The organism is Methanobrevibacter sp. (genome assembly GCF_017427765.1).
Lineage (GTDB): Archaea > Methanobacteriota > Methanobacteria > Methanobacteriales > Methanobacteriaceae > Methanocatella.
Genome location: NZ_JAFRSC010000052.1, coordinates 1 through 18,999, shown reverse-complemented (window position 1 = coordinate 18,999; position 18,999 = coordinate 1). Strand labels below are relative to the sequence as shown.

Annotated in this window: 22 protein-coding genes; 14 read left to right on the top strand and 8 right to left on the bottom strand. The window is 30.8% G+C overall.

Features of this window, described 5'->3' with window-relative positions; all coding sequences use genetic code 11:
- Positions 1-183: 183 nt before the first annotated feature.
- The 6 genes from IJL02_RS11985 (at position 184) to IJL02_RS11960 (ending at position 4,758) form a co-directional block, all read left to right on the top strand.
- The gene (locus IJL02_RS11985) at positions 184-489 is read left to right on the top strand and encodes a nucleotidyltransferase domain-containing protein (RefSeq protein WP_292816777.1); all 306 of its coding nucleotides are present in this window, start codon (positions 184-186) and stop codon (positions 487-489) included.
- Position 490: 1 nt separating this feature from the next.
- Complete coding sequence (locus tag IJL02_RS11980; protein ID WP_292816781.1) at positions 491-850, top strand: HEPN domain-containing protein; 360 nt, start codon at positions 491-493, stop codon at positions 848-850.
- 679 nt (positions 851-1,529) lie between these two features.
- Positions 1,530-2,027: a CDP-alcohol phosphatidyltransferase family protein gene (locus IJL02_RS11975; RefSeq protein WP_292816775.1), complete on the top strand. Its 498-nt coding sequence runs from the start codon at positions 1,530-1,532 to the stop codon at positions 2,025-2,027.
- A complete protein-coding gene (locus IJL02_RS11970; RefSeq protein WP_292816773.1) occupies positions 2,014-2,565 on the top strand; it encodes a hypothetical protein in 552 nt (183 codons plus the stop codon). Before IJL02_RS11975 ends, IJL02_RS11970 begins: the two co-directional genes overlap by 14 nt.
- Positions 2,562-4,079 (top strand): FAD-dependent oxidoreductase, encoded by a 1,518-nt coding sequence (locus IJL02_RS11965; RefSeq protein WP_292816771.1) that lies wholly within the window; start codon positions 2,562-2,564, stop codon positions 4,077-4,079. The genes IJL02_RS11970 and IJL02_RS11965 overlap by 4 nt, the downstream gene beginning before the upstream one ends.
- Positions 4,080-4,089: 10 nt before the next feature.
- The gene (locus IJL02_RS11960) at positions 4,090-4,758 is read left to right on the top strand and encodes a 2Fe-2S iron-sulfur cluster-binding protein (RefSeq protein ID WP_292816769.1); all 669 of its coding nucleotides are present in this window, start codon (positions 4,090-4,092) and stop codon (positions 4,756-4,758) included.
- Positions 4,759-4,762: 4 nt separating this feature from the next.
- Here the strand turns inward: IJL02_RS11960 and IJL02_RS11955 are convergent, their stop codons facing one another.
- The 4 genes from IJL02_RS11955 to IJL02_RS11940 form a co-directional block, all read right to left on the bottom strand.
- Positions 4,763-5,713: an arsenic resistance protein gene (locus tag IJL02_RS11955; protein ID WP_292816767.1), complete on the bottom strand. Its 951-nt coding sequence runs from the start codon at positions 5,711-5,713 to the stop codon at positions 4,763-4,765.
- Positions 5,714-6,285: 572 nt separating this feature from the next.
- Complete coding sequence (locus IJL02_RS11950; protein WP_292816765.1) at positions 6,286-7,281, bottom strand: NADH-dependent flavin oxidoreductase; 996 nt, start codon at positions 7,279-7,281, stop codon at positions 6,286-6,288.
- 62 nt (positions 7,282-7,343) lie between these two features.
- Complete coding sequence (locus IJL02_RS11945; RefSeq protein ID WP_292816763.1) at positions 7,344-8,333, bottom strand: NADH-dependent flavin oxidoreductase; 990 nt, start codon at positions 8,331-8,333, stop codon at positions 7,344-7,346.
- A 50-nt stretch (positions 8,334-8,383) separates the two neighbouring features.
- The gene (locus tag IJL02_RS11940; RefSeq protein ID WP_292816761.1) at positions 8,384-8,764 is read right to left on the bottom strand and encodes a helix-turn-helix domain-containing protein; all 381 of its coding nucleotides are present in this window, start codon (positions 8,762-8,764) and stop codon (positions 8,384-8,386) included.
- A gap of 90 nt (positions 8,765-8,854) precedes the next feature.
- Here IJL02_RS11940 and IJL02_RS11935 point away from each other — a divergent pair, with 90 nt between their 5' ends.
- Positions 8,855-9,553 carry a DsbA family oxidoreductase gene (locus tag IJL02_RS11935; protein ID WP_292816759.1) on the top strand — a complete coding sequence of 233 codons (699 nt, stop codon included), beginning with the start codon at positions 8,855-8,857 and terminating at the stop codon, positions 9,551-9,553.
- Positions 9,554-9,951: 398 nt separating this feature from the next.
- Here IJL02_RS11935 and IJL02_RS11930 read toward each other — a convergent pair whose 3' ends face one another.
- Both IJL02_RS11930 and IJL02_RS11925 read right to left on the bottom strand, forming a co-directional pair.
- Positions 9,952-10,431 carry a GNAT family N-acetyltransferase gene (locus IJL02_RS11930; protein ID WP_292816757.1) on the bottom strand — a complete coding sequence of 160 codons (480 nt, stop codon included), beginning with the start codon at positions 10,429-10,431 and terminating at the stop codon, positions 9,952-9,954.
- 283 nt (positions 10,432-10,714) lie between these two features.
- Entirely contained in the window at positions 10,715-11,041 is a 327-nt protein-coding gene (locus tag IJL02_RS11925) for a cupin domain-containing protein (RefSeq protein WP_292816755.1), read from the bottom strand.
- A 158-nt stretch (positions 11,042-11,199) separates the two neighbouring features.
- On the opposite strand from IJL02_RS11925, the gene IJL02_RS11920 reads away from it, so the two are divergent.
- The 7 genes from IJL02_RS11920 (at position 11,200) to IJL02_RS11890 (ending at position 18,236) form a co-directional block, all read left to right on the top strand.
- Positions 11,200-11,394, top strand: coding sequence for a hypothetical protein (locus IJL02_RS11920; protein ID WP_292816753.1), 195 nt, complete (start codon positions 11,200-11,202; stop codon positions 11,392-11,394).
- 235 nt (positions 11,395-11,629) lie between these two features.
- Positions 11,630-13,090 (top strand): ATP-binding protein, encoded by a 1,461-nt coding sequence (locus IJL02_RS11915; RefSeq protein ID WP_292816751.1) that lies wholly within the window; start codon positions 11,630-11,632, stop codon positions 13,088-13,090.
- A gap of 213 nt (positions 13,091-13,303) precedes the next feature.
- Positions 13,304-13,876, top strand: a complete 573-nt coding sequence (locus IJL02_RS11910) for a transglutaminase family protein (RefSeq protein WP_292816749.1) — start codon at positions 13,304-13,306, stop codon at positions 13,874-13,876.
- 300 nt (positions 13,877-14,176) lie between these two features.
- Positions 14,177-15,376, top strand: coding sequence for an ATP-binding protein (locus tag IJL02_RS11905; protein WP_292816747.1), 1,200 nt, complete (start codon positions 14,177-14,179; stop codon positions 15,374-15,376).
- Positions 15,377-16,061: 685 nt separating this feature from the next.
- Positions 16,062-16,514, top strand: coding sequence for a MarR family winged helix-turn-helix transcriptional regulator (locus tag IJL02_RS11900; protein WP_292816745.1), 453 nt, complete (start codon positions 16,062-16,064; stop codon positions 16,512-16,514).
- Positions 16,515-16,561: 47 nt separating this feature from the next.
- Positions 16,562-17,458 carry an ABC transporter ATP-binding protein gene (locus tag IJL02_RS11895; RefSeq protein ID WP_292816743.1) on the top strand — a complete coding sequence of 299 codons (897 nt, stop codon included), beginning with the start codon at positions 16,562-16,564 and terminating at the stop codon, positions 17,456-17,458.
- Positions 17,451-18,236: an ABC transporter permease subunit gene (locus IJL02_RS11890; protein ID WP_292816741.1), complete on the top strand. Its 786-nt coding sequence runs from the start codon at positions 17,451-17,453 to the stop codon at positions 18,234-18,236. Before IJL02_RS11895 ends, IJL02_RS11890 begins: the two co-directional genes overlap by 8 nt.
- A gap of 39 nt (positions 18,237-18,275) precedes the next feature.
- Here IJL02_RS11890 and IJL02_RS11885 read toward each other — a convergent pair whose 3' ends face one another.
- The gene (locus IJL02_RS11885) at positions 18,276-18,599 is read right to left on the bottom strand and encodes a GNAT family N-acetyltransferase (protein WP_292816779.1); all 324 of its coding nucleotides are present in this window, start codon (positions 18,597-18,599) and stop codon (positions 18,276-18,278) included.
- 6 nt (positions 18,600-18,605) lie between these two features.
- Positions 18,606-18,755, bottom strand: coding sequence for a hypothetical protein (locus IJL02_RS11880; RefSeq protein WP_292816738.1), 150 nt, complete (start codon positions 18,753-18,755; stop codon positions 18,606-18,608).
- Positions 18,756-18,999 lie beyond the last annotated feature (244 nt).

Here is an 18,999-nt window from a genome sequence, read left to right as displayed (position 1 = left end):
TCTTTTATTTTTAATTCATAAAATCATATCAATTAATGTTGCATTAAATGTGATGTATGATTAACTGTAACTATTTTAATATTATTTTGTCCTTTTGTGTTTTTTTCATAAAGTCACACTTTGAAAATATTTATTATTAATGAACTTGATATAATAAATTATAAAATTCTTTAGGGATTATGTATGAATAATCGTGTTAAAATTGCTCATGAGTTTGCAAATGCTATTAATTCTGATAAGATAGTTAGAATTATATTGTTTGGTTCTGTTGCTCGGGGTGATGATAGTAAAGATTCTGATATTGATATTTTAATCGTTTCTGATTATTGGGAAGAAATCGATTCAATTATTACTGATGTAGTTGGTGATATTGCTTTTGATCAACAGGAATTAATTTCTCCACATATTATGTCAGTAGACAGATTTAACAACACAAAAGATTATTCATTTTTAACTAATGTGCTTGAGGATGGTGTTGTACTTGTCTGAAGTGGATGAATTTATTTCAAAAGCAAATGATAAGTTAATCTCAAGCAAAATCCTTTTTGATAATCATCAGTATGCAACATCTGTTAGTGCAGCTTATTATTGCATGTTTTTAACTGCTAAAGCATTGTTAATTAAAAAAGAGCATTATCCTAAATCTCATGAAGGTTTAATCTCCTTATTTGGTCAAGTGTATGTAAATCAAGGTGATTTTGATAGAAATATAGCTAAATATCTTGCACGTGCCCAATCTTTACGTGAAGATGCTGATTATGATGCTGTTGATGGGATTACAGAAAGTATTGCAAACTTATGGATAAATAATACCGAAGAATTTATGGAAGAGTCCAAACGTTTTTTATAAATAAGATCATGTTTTAATTTTTTCTTATATTTTAAAATAGACATTCTTGATTACCGCAAATATTTTAATGTAATGTTTGTAATAGTATAATGAGGAGCTAAAAGTACATTATATTTTGTATAGTATACGGGCAAAATCATTTGTACATAATTTGGGTGTTATTCAAATTAGTAGTCATTAATATTTAGTTTTTTCTTCATTAACTTAATATAACTTATTTTTTGATTTTATAGGACATAATATATTTATATTTTTAAAAAATAAGGCTTTTTTTAAGGAATTATTTTGGTCTTTTTTGGTAGGTGTTTATATTTTGTATAGTTTTTTCAGTATATTGACTTTAAATTCTTTGAAAAATTTTCGTGAAAAACATTCTTTAACTATCTCATATTCTATGTTCCCTGGATTGAAGGGGATGTTTTGAATAGAATAATGGTTATAATTAGATTACAATTTATTTAGGGGATATGAAAAACAAGAAGGAAATAATCAAATCTAACGGGAGTGGGAGGATAGTGAATGAGGATTATAGTCAGGTATCATTTCAGACAGTTTCGTGCAATGGGTGACAGTGACAGCAATGAAATAAACTAAAAAATAAGTATTATCAGTTATAAATATTTAAAATTTTTAGTCATGTCCAAATTTTTTTTAATGATAAAATATAAACATAAGTTTAATGAATAAAATTCACATCAATATTCTAACATCATTAAGGATAATTTTAGGATTGCTTTTCCTTTATTTTACAATTGTCCAATTCAATATTTATTATCTGATATTCATTTTTATTTTAACTGCAATATCAGATAATTTGGATGGCATATTGGCTCGTAGATTTAAGTTAACAACAGATAATGGCGCCAAATTTGATGTAATATGTGATTTTATTTTTATAATGTTATCCACATTGGCAGGAGTTTTAATTAATCTGATTCCATTCTGGTTTTTATTTGTGATTATTTTAAAGTTAATTGAGTTTTTTAAAACATCTAAAGGAGATTTCCTTACTTACGATAAGTTCGGACATTTAGTCTCTTTGATGTTTTATGCATTTCCGATTGTAGCCATTTTAATTAATTCAAAAACCATTGTATTGATTTTAACTTTATTCATAACCATTTGCGCAGTTATATCTTCCATTTTAAGGATTGGTGATAGAAATGATTTCGCTTAGGAAAATAAATTCTTTATTGATTGTTATAGTTATTTTAGTGCTGGTTAATCATGCTATGCTAAATATATTAGGAATGTATGGATTAATCAGCTACACGCCGGATTTTAAGATAACCGGAAGGAGATTATTCTATCCATTAGTCGCACATATCATTATAAGTTTATACCTATATTTTTCAGATAAAAGAAAACAGATTACTACCTATTCAAAATTAATAGCTGAAACCACTCAACAGATATTGACAGGAATATCCATAATAGTTTTTGCAGGTTTGCACATTATAACCTATATTTTTATTCCAGCAATAAATCAGAGCTTGTCAATCAATTTGATTCATTTTATAATTGATAATCTACTTTTCATTTCCATTGCATTACATCTAAGAGTGTCAATACCACGACTTTTAATATCATTCGGATTTTTGGAAGGTAAAAATTCATATAAACATTTTAAAAATAAATTAAGCATTATAATATTGCTTATTTTAATTTTATTTATCATTGCAGAAGTGATATTTTATATTGGAGGCAATCTATGAGTAAAATTATCGTTGTTGGAGCAGGCATTGCCGGTCTGACCGCAGCCATTAAAGCATCAGAAAGTGGGGTTCCTGTTAATTTAATTTCTCCAGATTTTTCAGAGCGTTCCCAGTCTGTAATGGCGATGGGTGGAATAAATGCCAGTTTAAACACAAAAGGTGAAAATGATTCAGTAAAACAGCACTTCGAAGACACAATGAACAGCGGATGCTGGATAAACGATGAGAATGCCGTTTGGAAACTCACTTCTAATGCTCCAAAAATAATCAGTTGGCTTGAGAGGTTAGGAACCAGTTTCACAAGAGATGAAAAGGGCAATGTTGATTTAAGATACTTTGGGGGGCAAAAAAAGCAAAGAACCGCATATGCAGGTGCAAGAACTGGAAAACAGATTGTAACATCATTAGTCAATGAATGCAGGAAAAAAGAAGCAGAAGGTCATGTAAAAAGATTCACACCTTTCAGATTTGTATCATTGATTTTTACAGATGAAAAGGAATGCTGTGGTGTCAACTGCATCAATGAAAATACTGGAGAAATTAAATCATTTACAGGGGATGCAGTAATCCTCGCTACAGGTGGCTTTAATAACCTGTTTGGAAGAACATCAGGTTCCATTCATAATGATGGGTATGCAACTGCAAAAGCTTTCACACAAGGTGTTGAGCTTGCAAATCTTGAAATGATACAGTATCATCCAACAACAGTCAAAACTCCCGTGAAAAGAATGCTTATAACTGAAGCTGCACGTGGTGAAGGTGGAAAATTGTTTATTCTAAAAGATGGCAAACCATGGTATTTCATGAAAGAATGGTATCCAGAGCAGGCTGAATTGATGCCAAGAGATGTGGTATCAAGAAGCATTTACAAGGCTTCAGATGCTGGGCGAAAAGAAGTTTATCTTGACATAACTCATCTTGATGAAAAAACAATCAAAGAAAAGTTGGATGAAGTCTATGATGTATGTATGACTTATTTAAATCTAAATCCGATTGAAGAACCAATTCCAATATATCCTGGAATACATTACTTTATGGGCGGCATAAGAACTGATGAAAATCATAAAACCAATATTAATGGATTATATGCTGCTGGTGAGTGTTCATGCCAATATCATGGAGCAAACCGTTTGGGAGGCAATTCTCTTTTGGGTGCTATTCACGGAGGTTGCATTGCAGCTGAAAATGCAATACTTGAAAACCCTCAAGGCAAAATCATCAGCGATATTGTTTCACCAGATCGATATGAAGATAACCGAACTGCAGATATAATGAACAAATCAATGGGGATTTACAGAAGCGAAGATGAATTAAACAATGCATTAATGGAGCTTGATAAAATAAATGAAGATAATGCATTGATTTTACTTGCAAGGGCATGTATTATCTCAGCACTTGAACGAAAAGAAAGTAGGGGCGCCCATCAAAGAATTGACTATCCTCAAAGCAATGAGGAGTTTAAAAAATCCACATGCGTAAGATATGACGGCAGAATCAGGGTCTCGTTTAAATAGGGGTTACAATATGAATAACATTACAGTTAAAATTAAAATAGATAATGAGTTTAAATATTTTGAATATGATGGTGATTTAAATATTCCTGTCACTACTCTGCTTGAGCGACTAGACTGGCCGATTGAATACTCATGCAGTTGTCTTCAGGGATTATGCGGAGCATGTGCAATGGTGATTAACTCAGCTCCAAAACTTGCCTGCAAAACATTTCTAAAAGATGAAATAATGGTTACAAAATATAATCAGATATCAATTGAACCGTTATCAAAATTTCCGGTTATCAAAGATTTGAAAGTGGACAGATCTGTGTTATATGATGCGATGAAGGATTGTAGTTTATGGTTGCAAAGCGATGCAAGAATAGGTGAGGATATTGACTTTGAATATGAAATGTCATTATGTCTGATGTGTGGATGTTGCATGGAGGCATGCCCCAACTATGGGATTGATGATTTTGTCGGAACACCGGTTGCTGTTTATGCATCGAAACTAATCAACCAGGAAACCAGTCATGATCATTTAAAAGAACTAACGAACAATTATAAAGAAAAGTTTTATCCGACATGTGTCAAGTCTATTGCCTGTGAAGATATTTGTCCGATGGGCATTTCTACTCAAAGGGCAATATCTAAAATGAACAGAAATTCCGTTTGGAAGATTTGGCATTTAATCAGATAATGCCCTATTTTTCAGTATATAAATTTTTAACCCATATGCAGAATTTAGATACAATATAAAGCACAGGCAGTTCTATCAATGGTCCGATAACCAAAGCTATTGAGATTAGCTCATGACCTGGAAAAGAGTTTATCGCGATAGCCAATGCCAATGGTGAGTTGCGTGCCAATGTAGTCATTGTCAGGCTTACATATTCGGGATATGTGAAATCAATCTTTTTTGATACAATCAAATCAATGAAAACATTAATGATAAAGAATATGATCAATGGAATAAATATTGTGATTACAGAATCGAGATTTGCAAACAGCAAGTCCCCTTGACTTGCAAATATACAGAATATTGCCAATGCTAAAAACCAGATTTCCAAATCGGAAAATAACTCTGTAACTTTTTCTTTTAAATCCTTGTTGAAGAAGAATTTTATTATTTGGGCCACTGTGAATGGTATTACAATAACAATTAAAAGAGAGTACAATAATTGAGCATATTCAATTGTATTTCCACTTGAAAAGAATATTAAAAGATAAACAGGTAACAATATTATCTGCAATACCAGATTGATTGGAAGGATCGATAAACTAAGTGTCAAATCCCCTTTTGCCATTTTGGTAAACACAAGATACCAGTCTGTGCATGGAGTCAATATCAGCATGAAAAACCCAATCAACACATCGACATTTCCATTTAAAAATAATGATCCTAAAAAGTATCCGAAAAGAGGTGTCCAAAGGAAATTTATAATTAAACTTGCAGTAGTAAACTTGACATTTTTAAAACTGTCTTTAATATTATTTATAGGAATTTCAAGGAACAATCCGAGTAACATCAAGCATAGGAATATATTGATCAGATTTTCACTGTAGTGAGAGATTAAATGAATATTGGAGGAAATCAAACCTATGATTATAGCTGTGAATATTATTATTGGTTCAAGCTTTTCTATCAATTCCAAACAAACACCTCTTTTAGGTATGCCTAAATTTATGTCATTTCAAATATATAACTTTTAATATAATCAGTAATTACAATAGTAATCATTTCATATTTTTTTAGATAAAATAAGTAAAAATTTTTGATATGGGTTGTAATAAAAGAATAAAAAATATATATGTTTCTTAGTTTTATATTATAATTTGAGAGCTAAAAGTAGTAAATATTTTGTATAGTATACGGGCAAAATCCTTTGTACATAATTTGAGCGTTATTTGATTTATTACTTATTAATATTAAGTTTTTTCTTCATTAACTTAATATAATTTATTTTATAATTTTGTTAAGCATAATATGTTTATATTTTTAAAAAATAAGTCTTTTTTTAGGAATTAATTTGGCCTTTTTTAGTAAGTATTTATATTTTGTATAGTTTTTTCAGTATATCAACTGCATATTTTGAGTAAATTCTTTGAAAATTATTTAGAACACATTCATTAACTATTTCTTATTTTCATGTTTCCAATAATGTTGATGTGGACAGGGGGTATTCCACATGATTGGTTAAGTTTATGTTTTGTGGCCGAGGAGTAATCAATCCTCGGAATCAATAATACATACACTTGATTTTTTCCAGTAACAGTTATTGCAAGTTTTGCACTTTGAACTTCCGTGTTTATTTTCCATCCATTCAGTTAAAAAGCTTTGGCTTTTGACAAATGGCCTGTACATTGATAAATATTCTATATCGGTAGTATTTATCAACTCTTGAATGGTATCCATATCTGACCAGCCTCCTCCTAAAACAACAGGGATTGAAACTTCTTTGGATACATTATCTGCAAAGTCAACTAGCATGTTTTCGTTTGACTGTCCCTTTCTGAAGTATTGTGGGGATAAAAATTTAGTTATCTGCAAACTGTCGGCACAGTTTTCAGCAAGGATTTTACATATCTCCAATGAATCATCCCTGTCTTGATACAGATTTACTTTGCAGTGAATATGCAGATTTGTAGTTTGTTTTATCAGTTTTATAATTTCTATAATCATCCTGACACGATTGAACGTATTTCCACCATACTCGTCTTCCCTTTGGTTTTCAAAAGGATTCATGACTCGTGAGAGATAATAATTGTTCCCGATATTTAACTGGATTCCATCAAATCCTGCAAAGGCGACTTTTTTAGCTGCAATGACATAATCGGTCTGAATTTTTCTTATATCTTCAATTTCCAAATCATTGACTTCTATCATCTGTTTTCCATTGACATTGCAGTTGACAAAACCGATTTGTGCAAAAATCGGTGTGTCAAATTCATGGGCGATGTCTGTCACTTCTCTGAATTCCTTGATGAAGAAGGGGTAGTTGATATAATGGGAATAATCGCTGAACCGGTCATGTGAATACATTGAAATCAGCTCAGTGACTATTATTCCGACATTGTTTTCAGCCAGTTTTCCATATCTTTTAAAAATTTCCTGAGTCAAATTCTTTTGGGATTCATTTTCAGATTCCCACAAGCCTGATCGGATGATTCTGCTTTTCAGGTTGAATCTACCAAATGTTGTATTGTCGAATATGCTTTTCATGAATTTACATTATTCAAAATAGTATAAAAAGAGGTCAGTAATTCCGGAATTACCAGCATCTCTTAAGGATAGTGATAGCATGTGCTGGTTTTGGTCCTGTAGCAGTTGTTGCACTTTTTGCACCGTGATGTGCCCTCTCCAGATGTTTTCCATGATGTTAAAAAGCCATCTTCAGCTACAAACGGTCGATACATTGACAGCAATTCAATATCTGTTTTGTTTAATATTTCATTCATATGCTGCATACTGTTGAATCCCCCTCCCAAAATGACCGGAACGCCAACGCTTTCAATCAGCTTTTGGCTGAATTTTACCAGTTCATCTTCTTCGGAAACTTCTCTGGTAAAGTACAGGGGAGATAGGGGTTTTGTAACCTGAATGCTGTCGACACCTACTTTTTCAAGGAGTTTGCACATTTCAATGCTTTCTTCTGCATCGATTCCGCCTTTTCTTCCGTCATATGCATTCACTTTGCAGCTGATGTGGAAATCAATGTTTGTCTTGATTACTTTAATCAGTTCCAATACACATCTCATTCTGTTTAATGTGTTTCCTCCATATTCATCTGTTCTTTGATTGAAATATGGGTTGATTAATTTGGAGAGAAAAAAGTTGTTTCCCAATGCCATCTGTATTCCATCAAAACCTGCCAACTTAAGTTTTTGAACCGCAACAATAATGTCTGATTGAATCTGGCGGATATCTTCCATTGTCAGGTCATTAATGTCAATGTCCAAGTCAATTCCTCGGTTATATTTAATGAATTCAATCTGGCCCAAAATGGGAACATCGTGTGTATGGGCAATTTCGGCCAGTCTTTTAGCTTCCGTCATGAACTGTGGGGTGTTGCTTTTAATTGAATACTCTGAAAACTTGTCTTTCGGATAAATTGAAATCAGTTCAGTGATGATTAAACCTACATTGCTTTTAGCGATGTTTTCATATTTCTCATAGACTTCACTCATGGGCTGTGTTTGCCACAGACCGGTTCTTACAATACGGCTTTGGAGTTTCAAATCGCCGATTTTGCAGTTGTCAAAAATGTCCTTCATGAATCTAGATTAGTAGGATATAATATAAAAATAGACTGGTAACTCTTGAATTACTCTATATTGAATGCTTTTTGATATTCTGCCAAAATTTCGTTTTTCTCATTATCGTTGTATCCTGCATAATTCAGCTCATTGAAATAGTAGGATGTAATCTCATAGAGAATTTTATTTGTTTTAAGGCCTTTTTCTGTTAGGGAATACTCTGTCTGGATTCTTGAGCCATCTTCAATTGTGGTTTTATTAATCAAATCATTTTCTTCCATATACTTTAAAGTTTCAGATAGGATATGATTGCTGATTTCAGGATTTGCCTTTTTAAACTCGGAGAAATGTTTCATTCCTCTGAATATGTTTGAAAGTATGCAGAATATCCATTTCCTGTTAAAAAAATCCAATGTATTTCCAATTGGGCAAATATTATTTTCAGCCATATAATCAACCGCCAAGTAATTTTAGAATTACTCATGTATTTATTAATTAAATATTGTAAATATTCACTTAAATAATTTGGTGGAATGAAAATGAAAATTACATGCTGGAGCGATTTTGCCTGCCCTTACTGCTATATTGGAAATATTAGGTTGGAAAAAGTAATAAAAGATTTGAATCTTGAAGAGGAAGTCGAATTTGATTTTCGTGCATTTGAACTTGACCGCAATGCACCGGGTGATGTCGAATCAACAACTGTTGAGAGATTTGCAAGGAAGTATGGTCTTTCCATTCAGGATGCTAAAAAGGAAGTTGACAACATCTCCAGACTGGGAATTGAAGATGGAATCGATTTTAAATATGAATCAACACTTTACACCAACACCCGTGATGCCCACAGGCTAATGAAACTTGCCCAAAGCAAAAAGGATGCAAAACTCTCAGAAAGATTAAGTAAACTCCTGTTCGATGCTTATTTCACAAAAAATCTGAAATTGGCTGACAGGCAAGTTTTATTTGACATTGCATGTAGTGCTGGCCTTGAAAAAGGAGAAATCATGGAAGTTTTAGACAGTGATCTGTTCAATATGGAAGTTGAAAAAGATGAGGGGCTTGCCCTTTCAATTGGAATACATGCTGTGCCTTTTTATCTCTTTGATGGAAAATATTCAGTTCCAGGAGCTTTGTCATATAATGATTTCAAAAATGTATTAAGTCAGATTACAAGTGAAAATGAGGTCAATGATGATAATGGTGGGGATAGTTGTGAAGGGGGAATCTGTAGATTTTAAATGAAAAAACACCAAAATATTATTGATAATCTTTTATATGAATTTGCACTAAATATTATAATGTAAGAGTTAAAAGTAGTAAATATTTTGTAGTATATACGGGCAAAATAAAATCCATATTATTATCGAGTTATTTCCTTATTAATCAGTAATATTAAGTTTATTTTTAATTAGATTAATATAACTTATTTGATGATGTTATTTGGTGGAATATGTTTATATTTTTAAAAAATGAGTCTTTTTTTAAGGAATTAATTTGGCCTTTTTTGGAGGGTGTTTATATTTTGTATAGTTTTTTCAGCATATTGATTTCATTTTGAGTAAATTCTTTGAAAATTATTATGCAAAATATTCATTATCTATTTTGTATTCTATGTTCCATCAGGATAATGTTAAATTTATAATTCAATATAGTATGGGCAGATGTTTACAAAACGATTATCTTTTGTTTTAAATCCTTTTGGAATTACTCCCAATTGTTTAAAACCCAGTTTTTCATACAGATGGCGTGCCACATGATTTGTTTCAACGACAGCATTGTATTGTAATATCAAAAATCCCTTATTTTTTGCAACATTCATAGAGTCTAATACTAATTTTTCTCCGATGTGTTTTCCGCGCATAGCGGATGATACTGCATAGCTTGCATTTGCAATGTGACTGCATCTTCCCACATTATTTGGATGAAGAATATAGAGTCCAACCACCTTTTTATTTAAAATAGCCACTCCAGTATATGTTTGTGATGAAAAGAAATCTTTTCCAGAGTTTAAATTTAGGATATTCTCTTGGGGAAATGCAATTCCTTCCTCAACTATTTCATTCCAAATTTTAATCATTTCTTCAATGTCGTTGTCACAAAATTTCCTAATATTCATTGATTAATATTTTACTGATTACACAATAATAATTTTAATGTTGAAGAAGTCAGTTTTAATAATCGGTGTTTTCCAAAAACATCTTAGTGGAGTATAAGTTTTTCATGCATAATTCTTGATGTTGTCATTAATTAAATTAAAAGTAAACTTATAATTTTAATTTTAATAAATCTCATTTCTCAGTAACGTGGAAGTTATCAAAATTCAAATGGATTTTCAAATTTGCAGATATCAACTCTCTTTAAAAGTAAGTTTATATTAAGAAATGTGCATCGTTAATGTTCTATTTGGGGACTATGGTGAAAAATACCAAGTCTTCATCACCAGTGTTGATTATGGAATGTGAGGATCCTTTTGGACAAACATGGCATACTCCGGGTTTTAAGATTTCTTCAACTCCGTCACAAACAGATATCCCTTCTCCGCTGATGATGTAGTTTATGTCATGATTGCTTTCCTGCGGATGATTTCCGATGGATGCTTTTGGAGGAATTATGCATTCAACAAACCTTCCAATTTCATTTACTTCCATCTTTGCATTTACTTCGCCTTCTCCGCCATTCATGTGAGCAACATCAATTCCGTCTATTTTATTAAAATCAATAATCATTTTTTATTCTCCGTGTATAGTATAAATTAATTTTTCTTGTACGTTATATTTTATTTTTATTGTGAAGATTGTTTTTTCATAAAGTCACAGTTTGAAAATATTTATTATTAAGGTAACCAATATTTTATATTACAACTAGTAATGAAGGGGGGTTGGTTTTGGTTGAAGAAAATGAATTAGATTCAACATGCGGAATTTCTGATGAAGAGCTTACAGAAAGATTCAAATTATCTATTAAAATAGATCAATATATTTGTAAAATTAAAGGACTTCCTATTGCTGGTTATGATGATGATACTAATCGTGCTTACTTGGAGTATCCTGATGGGAAATGGGAGTATGTCAAAGAATGAGAAAAGACTTCCAGAAATTATTGTTTTTGCAGTCTCCATGGTGCAATAAACTACTATTTTACATGTGGTTAAATCTATTTTAATGAAGTTATTAACATTCTAATGTGTAAAAAATTTGTCATGGTTTTTCAATATTATAAATTTTATTGAAGATTATTTTATATATTATCATTCAATATATTGAATAAATATTTATATAATAACATTCAATATATTATCAAAGAGATGGTTTATTATGAATCCGGATAATGAAGATTCCTTTTATGATTTTTTACAAAGTCAAATTACAGACACTCCTTTATCTCTAAACAATGAATTATCCAATAGTGGTGTTAAATTTAATCATAGGGATGATTTTAATGAAATAAAAGTTTTTATAGATGATTTCATCGAGGGGAATAATGTTAATCGCTATATAGTATTGCCTGGTCTTAGGGGTGTTGGAAAAACAACAATTCTATTTCAGGTATATGATTATCTGTTGAATCAGAAAAACATCAATCCTGAACAGATATTGTACTTTTCATGTGAGGAAATAAATAAAATAGAAGATTGTGATATTTATGATATAATCAAGTATTATCTAAAAACATTTCATAACTCATCACTACAAACCATTGATGAGAAAATATTCTTATTAATAGATGAATCACATTTTGACAAGGATTGGTCAGTTTCAGGTAAATTAATCAATGACAAATCAAAAAATATTTTCATGATTTTTACAGGTTCATCCGCAATAAACCTTGAATATAATGCGGAAGCTGCAAGAAGGATGATACGATATCCAATAACTCCACTTAATTATTCACAACACTTGAAATTGAAATACAACTATCAAACTGATATTTCTAATGATTTGGTGGACTTGTTGTTCAATGGTAATGTTGATGATGCAATCATAAAAGAAAAGCAGGTAAACCGTGATTTGTTAAATCTAAAGAATTACAATTCAATGGATTGGGATAATTATTTTAAATTTGGTGGATTTCCATCAGTGATGCATGATACAAATCATAGAAATGCATCAAAAAAATTATATTATTCTGTTGAAACTGTTGTAACAAAAGATTTGGGGACAATGAATAATCTGACTGCAAATACACAAACAAATGCATTAAGGTTAATGAAATTTTTAGCGGAAAAATATCCCGGAGACATTTCACAAAATGCACTTGCAAATAAAATTCAAACATCAGCAGGATCTGTAAATACAATAATGGACTTGCTTGAAAAGACACATTTGATATTTCACACTGAACCTTATGCAGGTGCAAATGCAAGAGCAAAAAAATCATGGCAATATTATTTTGCAACACCAAGCATAATGCATGCAATAAATATTAAATTCGGATTTTCATCCATAAAATTGAGTGAATATGAAGGAATTTTACTAGAAACATTAGTTGGGTCAAACTTGGTCAACTTGAAAAATAGTGAACAGTTCTTTGAATTCAGCATATTCTATGACTCATATAAAGTAAAAAAGCAACGTGTTGACTTCATAATAAAAAAAGATTTTGATGAGGTAATTCCGATAGAAGTTGGGCATGGTAATAAAGGCGCTGATCAAATTAAAGATGCAATAAGACGTTATAAATCTCCACATGGAATTGTTATTTCGGATACGACAAAAACAATTGAAAAAGTTGATAATGTAATATTTGTTCCAATAAAAACTTTTTCGTTAATGTAAACTATAATGGGAAATATTATTTATTTTCCATTATTTTAAATATTGTGTTGTTTTTAAATATTAGTGCATCAAATATTATTGTGTTAGAGTTAAAAGTAGTAAATATTTTGTATTGTATACGGGCAAAATCAATTTAAGAAGTTTTTTAGATTTATAAAACAGCATTATTATTTTATTTTAGGTTTAATTAATTTTAATGGTGTGGGAAATTAAATGGAAGAATATTTAATAGAAACTCCAAGCATTGATTATATGAATCCACATATTCAGAAAATGGTTAGGGAATTATTGAATCAATCTGACGATAATTTGGATTATATTAAAAGATGTTATGCGTTTGTTAGGGATGAAATTCCTCACTCATGGGACATTAAAACAGATGTGGTTTCAAGAACTGCCAGTGATGTGCTTAAAAACAGAACGGGTATATGCTGGACAAAATCATGTCTTTTGGCAGCACTTCTCCGAGCAAATAGGATTCCATCAGGTATCAGTTATCAACTGCTTACAAGAGTAGATGATGCCAATGAAGGTTACATGATTCATGCTTTAAACACAGTATATATAAAAGATCTGAAAAAATGGATTAGACTTGATGCTCGTGGAAATAAGGAAAACATTGATGCTTATTTTAGTTTGGATGAAGAACATCTTGCTTATTCAATTCGAAATGAGTTGGGTGAAATTGACTATCATGATAATCATGCAGATTTGGATGGTCGATTGGTTAATATTCTGATGCAAAGTGAGGATATATTGGAGATTACAACTGATTTTGAGTTTTAGTCATATTAACACTCTAATACTTGAATGAAAAGCAATGAAAAAAGATTTTTAAAATTGAATAAGGATAAATTTGTTAAACAAATTTTATTAAAAGAAGTTATTGGTTGCAGGTAACACGTTTTGCTACAAAATATTGGTTTTATATTAATTGTTTTTATTAATGTTTCATTTGATGTAACATAAAATCTATTACATATTATATGTAACGTAAAACTGATTATGTAATATAAAAACTATTATATACTTTGTCTAACATATTTATTATTACATAATTTGAGTTAATTATATTTTGGTGATATCATGTCTAACTTGCCGTGGGGAACCAGCAAAGTTTTAACCGATGAAGAATTTTTCAACAGAACACAAGAAATAAGCAATCTGACAAATCTTTTAAACTCTACAAGCGAAAACAATGCTCCCGATATTTTAGTGACTGGCATTAGAGGAGTGGGAAAAACTGTTCTGTTAAATAAAATCAAACAATTTATGGATAAAAATTATCTTGTAGTATATATGGATTTCAGTGTTTCTCAAACATATCAGAAGAATAAAATGTCTCTTAAAGGGTTGTATGATTTTTACTATCAAAAAATCATAGAAGAAACACACCTGAAAGGATTAAACACTTTAAAAAATCATATTAATAAATTTTTTAAAACAAATAATTTCAAATTAAAAGAAGTGGTTGTCGCAAATGCTTTTGACATTTCCATTCCAATCCCAATAATTGGGACTGAAAGGGATTTGGAAAGATATAGGGATTTTGTTTTTAAACTGCCTCAGGAGATATATGACAACAATAAAGATAAAATCGGCGGTGTGATAATTATCATTGATGAATTTCAAGTAATTAAGGAATTGGATACCTATCTGGAATCATTTTTATGGAATTTCAGAGGATATGTGACCGAACAGAGAAACGTCGCATATATTTTAAGTGGATCCATGGGATTGCAGGATAATTTAATCTCTGAAATTGCAGGTCAAAACGGAGCATTTGGTGGAAGGATGCTGACAATAAATATCAATCCGTTTTCCAAACAGACTACGCAAAATTACCTCGCAGAAAGGGCACCTGAGTTAAAGTTCAGCCAGGAAGGTTTTGAAAGGTTTTACAAATGCACATCGGGCATTCCATATTACATTAACATTTTTGCACGCCAACTTCCGACCAATCGGGAATTGGATGAAAACAATGTAATCGATGCATTTGACAATAATATATCATTCATTGTCAGCCATCTGATTAACGAATGGAACAGACTAACCACAAAAGAAAAGGATATAATAATAGCATTGATTGATTCTCCATTGAAAAGAATTGATTTGGCCCGAAAATTAAATGTAAAATCAGGTTCATTAAGTGATAAACTGAATAAATTGCAGAATTTGGATTTAATTCGCTTTGCAGGTGGTGAATATGAGATTTCTGAAAAGCTGCTTAAAAGATGGCTTGAAATTGAATATTCTCAAAAAGGAATTTACCCTTATAGATTTTAATTTATAGGTTCTAGAATGATGACGTTCTTGCAGTATTATACTTCTTTTTGAATTTTTTACCCTTTCATTAAAAGGTTCAATCATTCTATTTAAAATCGGCACTTCCTTCCCATGCAATATTGGAGTATTTCAATAGGATTTACCATGTTCATATCCTCTTTTAATAAGTATACATATTATGTCTGTTATTTAGTTAAATGATTAGTTTTACAAGTATTGCAATATAAAATAACTAATAAAATTCATGAAATAATGGGAAAAATACTGATAAGAATTAAATATATATGTCTCTTCGTTGTATATTATAATCTGAGAGCTAAAAGTAGTAAATATTTTGTAGAGTATACGGGCAAAATCATTTGTACATAATTTGGGTCTTATTTGGCTTATTGGTCATTAATATTAAGTTTATTCTTTATTAACTTAACATAACTTATTTTATGATTTTGTTAAGCGCAATATATTGATATTTTTAAAAAATAAGTCTTTTTTTAAGGAATTTTGGCCTTTTTTAGCAGGTGTTTATATTTTGTATACTTTTTTTAGTATATTCTTTCAAAAATTATCATGAAAAACATTCCTTATCTATTTCATATTCTATGTTTCCAACATCTTTTATTTACAAAATATTTAAATAGCATAATTCATAAACTTATCATGATAAGTTTTATATTGAGATGAGATTATGGACATGATAAACCGAGTTGAAAAGATAGATTTTATTCCATTATTTCCTGCATTAACTTTAATTTTAAAAGGCCATACAAAATTTTTTGAAAAAAAGCTGGAAGGAACCAATGTGACTCCATCTGAATTGCCTTATATATTAAAAGTTTGTGGTGACAATGGAAATATTTCTCAACGAGATTTATCAGAAATCTTCAGCGTATCTGAACCTGTTGTTACCAGAACTCTAAAAAATCTTGAAAACAAGGGATTCATAATACGAACTAAAGGTCCTAATAATAAAACACGAAGACTGCTTTCCTTAACGGAAGAGGGGTTTGAAATAAGTGAAAAAATGTTAAATATTAATGATGAGTGGCTAGAAGAGTTATTTAAGGATATGTATCAAGCGGATATTGATAAGTTTAATGGAATAATTAAATCATTAACTGTTAACTCTTTGAAATTATAATCTTCTAATTGGTTATGTGTGTTTAAATAAGAGATGGGAGTGGATTGATGCAGATTATTACAATTAAAAACTTTACTAAAGATTACGGCAATGAAAAAGGCGTTTTTGATGTATCAATAGGCATAGAAAAGGGTGAAGTATATGGCTATTTAGGTCCTAACGGTGCGGGTAAGTCAACTACTTTAAGACATTTAATGGGATTCAGCAAACCTGATTCTGGCACATTATCAATAAACAATCTTGACTGTTGGAATGATAAAACAGCCATTAAAAAAGACATTGGGTATCTTCCGGGAGAAATTGCATTGCCCGAAGACATGACTGGAATAGCGTATCTTAAATTAATTGATAAACTTCGAAAAACCAATGATTTGTCCTATGCAGAAGATCTGATTGAATATTTTGAAATAGACACCCATATGCAAATCAAAAAAATGAGCAAAGGTATGAAGCAAAAAATCGCAATAATAATGGCTTTAATGCATAATCCGGAAATATTGCTTTTAGACGAACCTACCAGTGGTCTTGACCCATTAATGCAGGAGAAATTCATTAGGCTAATCAAAAGGGAAAAACAGAATGGAAAAACCATAATCCTATCTTCACATATCTTTGAAGAAATAAGTAAAGTTTGCGACAGGGTTGGTATCATCAAAAGGGGCAAACTAATTAAAGAAGTGGTGATGAAGGATTTCAAGCACTCAGAAAATAAAACATACAAAATCGAATTTAAAAATGAAAATGATTTCAATAAAATAAGAAGAGCATATCCTGATGCTGATTTCAAAACAAAAGAAATGCAGATTATAATTTCAATCACTGACCGTGAAATTAATGACCTCATTTCAAATTTGTCTTCATGTGAGGTAGCTTTCCTTAAAGAAGAGAAGCATACGCTGGAAGAGTATTTCATGAAATTTTATGGAGATGAAGAACATGTTTAACATTACTTACTTCAATTATCTGGTTAGATCCAATTTCAAGTTCCTATTGGCTTTCACTCTTGTACTTTGTGCATTTTTAACAGTAATGTGTAATGTCTTTACGCCTGAAACCATTAGTGGAATAAGTAATACTACTCAGGGAACCATTGCTTCAAATATTTTAACCGGTAACGGCACATTAATAGGCTTTATGTCTAATTCATTCTATGCCCTTATGGCAATTATCTTCCCAATGGTTTATTCAATTGTTGTTGGAAACAGGTTGATGGCCGAAAAGGTGGATAAAGGAAGTATGGCAAGCTTTTTATCCACTCCAATTAGCAGACATACATTCACAATCACAAGTGCTTCATATCTGATTTTGTCTTTAATAGTGATGTGGAGCATTGCATCATTTGTAGGTATTGCTGCTGCCAATGCTTTCCAGCCAGATGCATTGGATATTGACATGTTTTTAACACTCAATATTGGCGTTTTTTTATATCATTTTGCCATAAGTTCAATCTGTTTCTGTTCATCATGCATATTCAACACATCTAAAAACTCACTGCTGATTGGTGGAGGGCTGCCACTCATGTTCTTTGTAATTAGCTTGTTCGTTAAATTATCCGATTCATTGGATTTCCTTAAATATTTCACATTAAATACCTTATTTAACCCTTCAGACATATTAAATAATAGCGGATATGGTCAAGAATTTATGATAATGGCATTAATGGGCGTGATATTGTATATCATAGGAATATTATATTTTCAAAAGAAAGACCTGCCGTTATAATGATTAAATTACTATGTTTCCAACAGTATAACGTTAAAATTACAATTCAATATAATAAGGGCAGATGTTTTCAAATTGATTGGCCTTTGTTTTAAATCCTTTTGGAATCATTCCCAATTGTTTGAAACCCAGTTTTTCGTACAAATGACGTGCAGCATGATTTGTTTCAACGACAGCATTGTACTGCAATATTAGAAATCCGTTTTCTTTTGCAATGTTCATGGAGTCCAATACTAATTTTTCTCCAATGTGTTTTCCGCGCATGGCTGATGATACTGCATAGCTTGCATTTGCGATATGGCCACATCTTCCAACATTATTCGGATGAAGGATATAGAGTCCGACTACCTTTTTGTTTAAAATGGCAACTCAGGTATATGTTTGTGATGAAAAGAAATCTTTTCCAGAGTTTAAATTTAGGATATTCTCTTGGGGAAATGCAATTCCTTCCTCAACTATTTCATTCCAAATTTCAATCATTTCTTCAATATCGCTGTCACAAAATTCCCTAATATTCATTGATTAATATGTTATTAACTAAACAATAATAATATTAATGGTACGGGTCAGTTTTAATAATCTATGTTTCCAACAATGAATCTAATTTAAAAATTTCAACAGTTGCTGTGGTTTTAATAGTTGCTAAAAACAAAATTTAAGAATAATTTAAAAGATATATTTCATTAGTAAGTGATTTTAATGGAAGTCAAAACAAAACCTGTTGAACTGATTGAATTATTTTACGATTTGATTTTTGTATATG

Excerpts from the sequence above, each read along its gene's own strand:
- IJL02_RS11985 (WP_292816777.1), top strand. The coding sequence starts at position 184 with ATGAATAATCGTGTTAAAATTGCTCATGAGTTTGCAAATGCTATTAAT.
- IJL02_RS11975 (WP_292816775.1), top strand. The coding sequence starts at position 1,530 with ATGAATAAAATTCACATCAATATTCTAACATCATTAAGGATAATTTTA.
- IJL02_RS11970 (WP_292816773.1), top strand. The coding sequence starts at position 2,014 with ATGATTTCGCTTAGGAAAATAAATTCTTTATTGATTGTTATAGTTATT.
- IJL02_RS11965 (WP_292816771.1), top strand. The coding sequence starts at position 2,562 with ATGAGTAAAATTATCGTTGTTGGAGCAGGCATTGCCGGTCTGACCGCA.
- IJL02_RS11960 (WP_292816769.1), top strand. The coding sequence starts at position 4,090 with ATGAATAACATTACAGTTAAAATTAAAATAGATAATGAGTTTAAATAT.
- IJL02_RS11950 (WP_292816765.1), bottom strand. The coding sequence starts at position 7,281 with ATGAAAAGCATATTCGACAATACAACATTTGGTAGATTCAACCTGAAA.
- IJL02_RS11945 (WP_292816763.1), bottom strand. The coding sequence starts at position 8,333 with ATGAAGGACATTTTTGACAACTGCAAAATCGGCGATTTGAAACTCCAA.
- IJL02_RS11940 (WP_292816761.1), bottom strand. The coding sequence starts at position 8,764 with ATGGCTGAAAATAATATTTGCCCAATTGGAAATACATTGGATTTTTTT.
- IJL02_RS11935 (WP_292816759.1), top strand. The coding sequence starts at position 8,855 with ATGAAAATTACATGCTGGAGCGATTTTGCCTGCCCTTACTGCTATATT.
- IJL02_RS11930 (WP_292816757.1), bottom strand. The coding sequence starts at position 10,431 with ATGAATATTAGGAAATTTTGTGACAACGACATTGAAGAAATGATTAAA.
- IJL02_RS11925 (WP_292816755.1), bottom strand. The coding sequence starts at position 11,041 with ATGATTATTGATTTTAATAAAATAGACGGAATTGATGTTGCTCACATG.
- IJL02_RS11915 (WP_292816751.1), top strand. The coding sequence starts at position 11,630 with ATGAATCCGGATAATGAAGATTCCTTTTATGATTTTTTACAAAGTCAA.
- IJL02_RS11910 (WP_292816749.1), top strand. The coding sequence starts at position 13,304 with ATGGAAGAATATTTAATAGAAACTCCAAGCATTGATTATATGAATCCA.
- IJL02_RS11905 (WP_292816747.1), top strand. The coding sequence starts at position 14,177 with ATGTCTAACTTGCCGTGGGGAACCAGCAAAGTTTTAACCGATGAAGAA.
- IJL02_RS11900 (WP_292816745.1), top strand. The coding sequence starts at position 16,062 with ATGGACATGATAAACCGAGTTGAAAAGATAGATTTTATTCCATTATTT.
- IJL02_RS11895 (WP_292816743.1), top strand. The coding sequence starts at position 16,562 with ATGCAGATTATTACAATTAAAAACTTTACTAAAGATTACGGCAATGAA.
- IJL02_RS11890 (WP_292816741.1), top strand. The coding sequence starts at position 17,451 with ATGTTTAACATTACTTACTTCAATTATCTGGTTAGATCCAATTTCAAG.
- IJL02_RS11880 (WP_292816738.1), bottom strand. The coding sequence starts at position 18,755 with ATGAATATTAGGGAATTTTGTGACAGCGATATTGAAGAAATGATTGAA.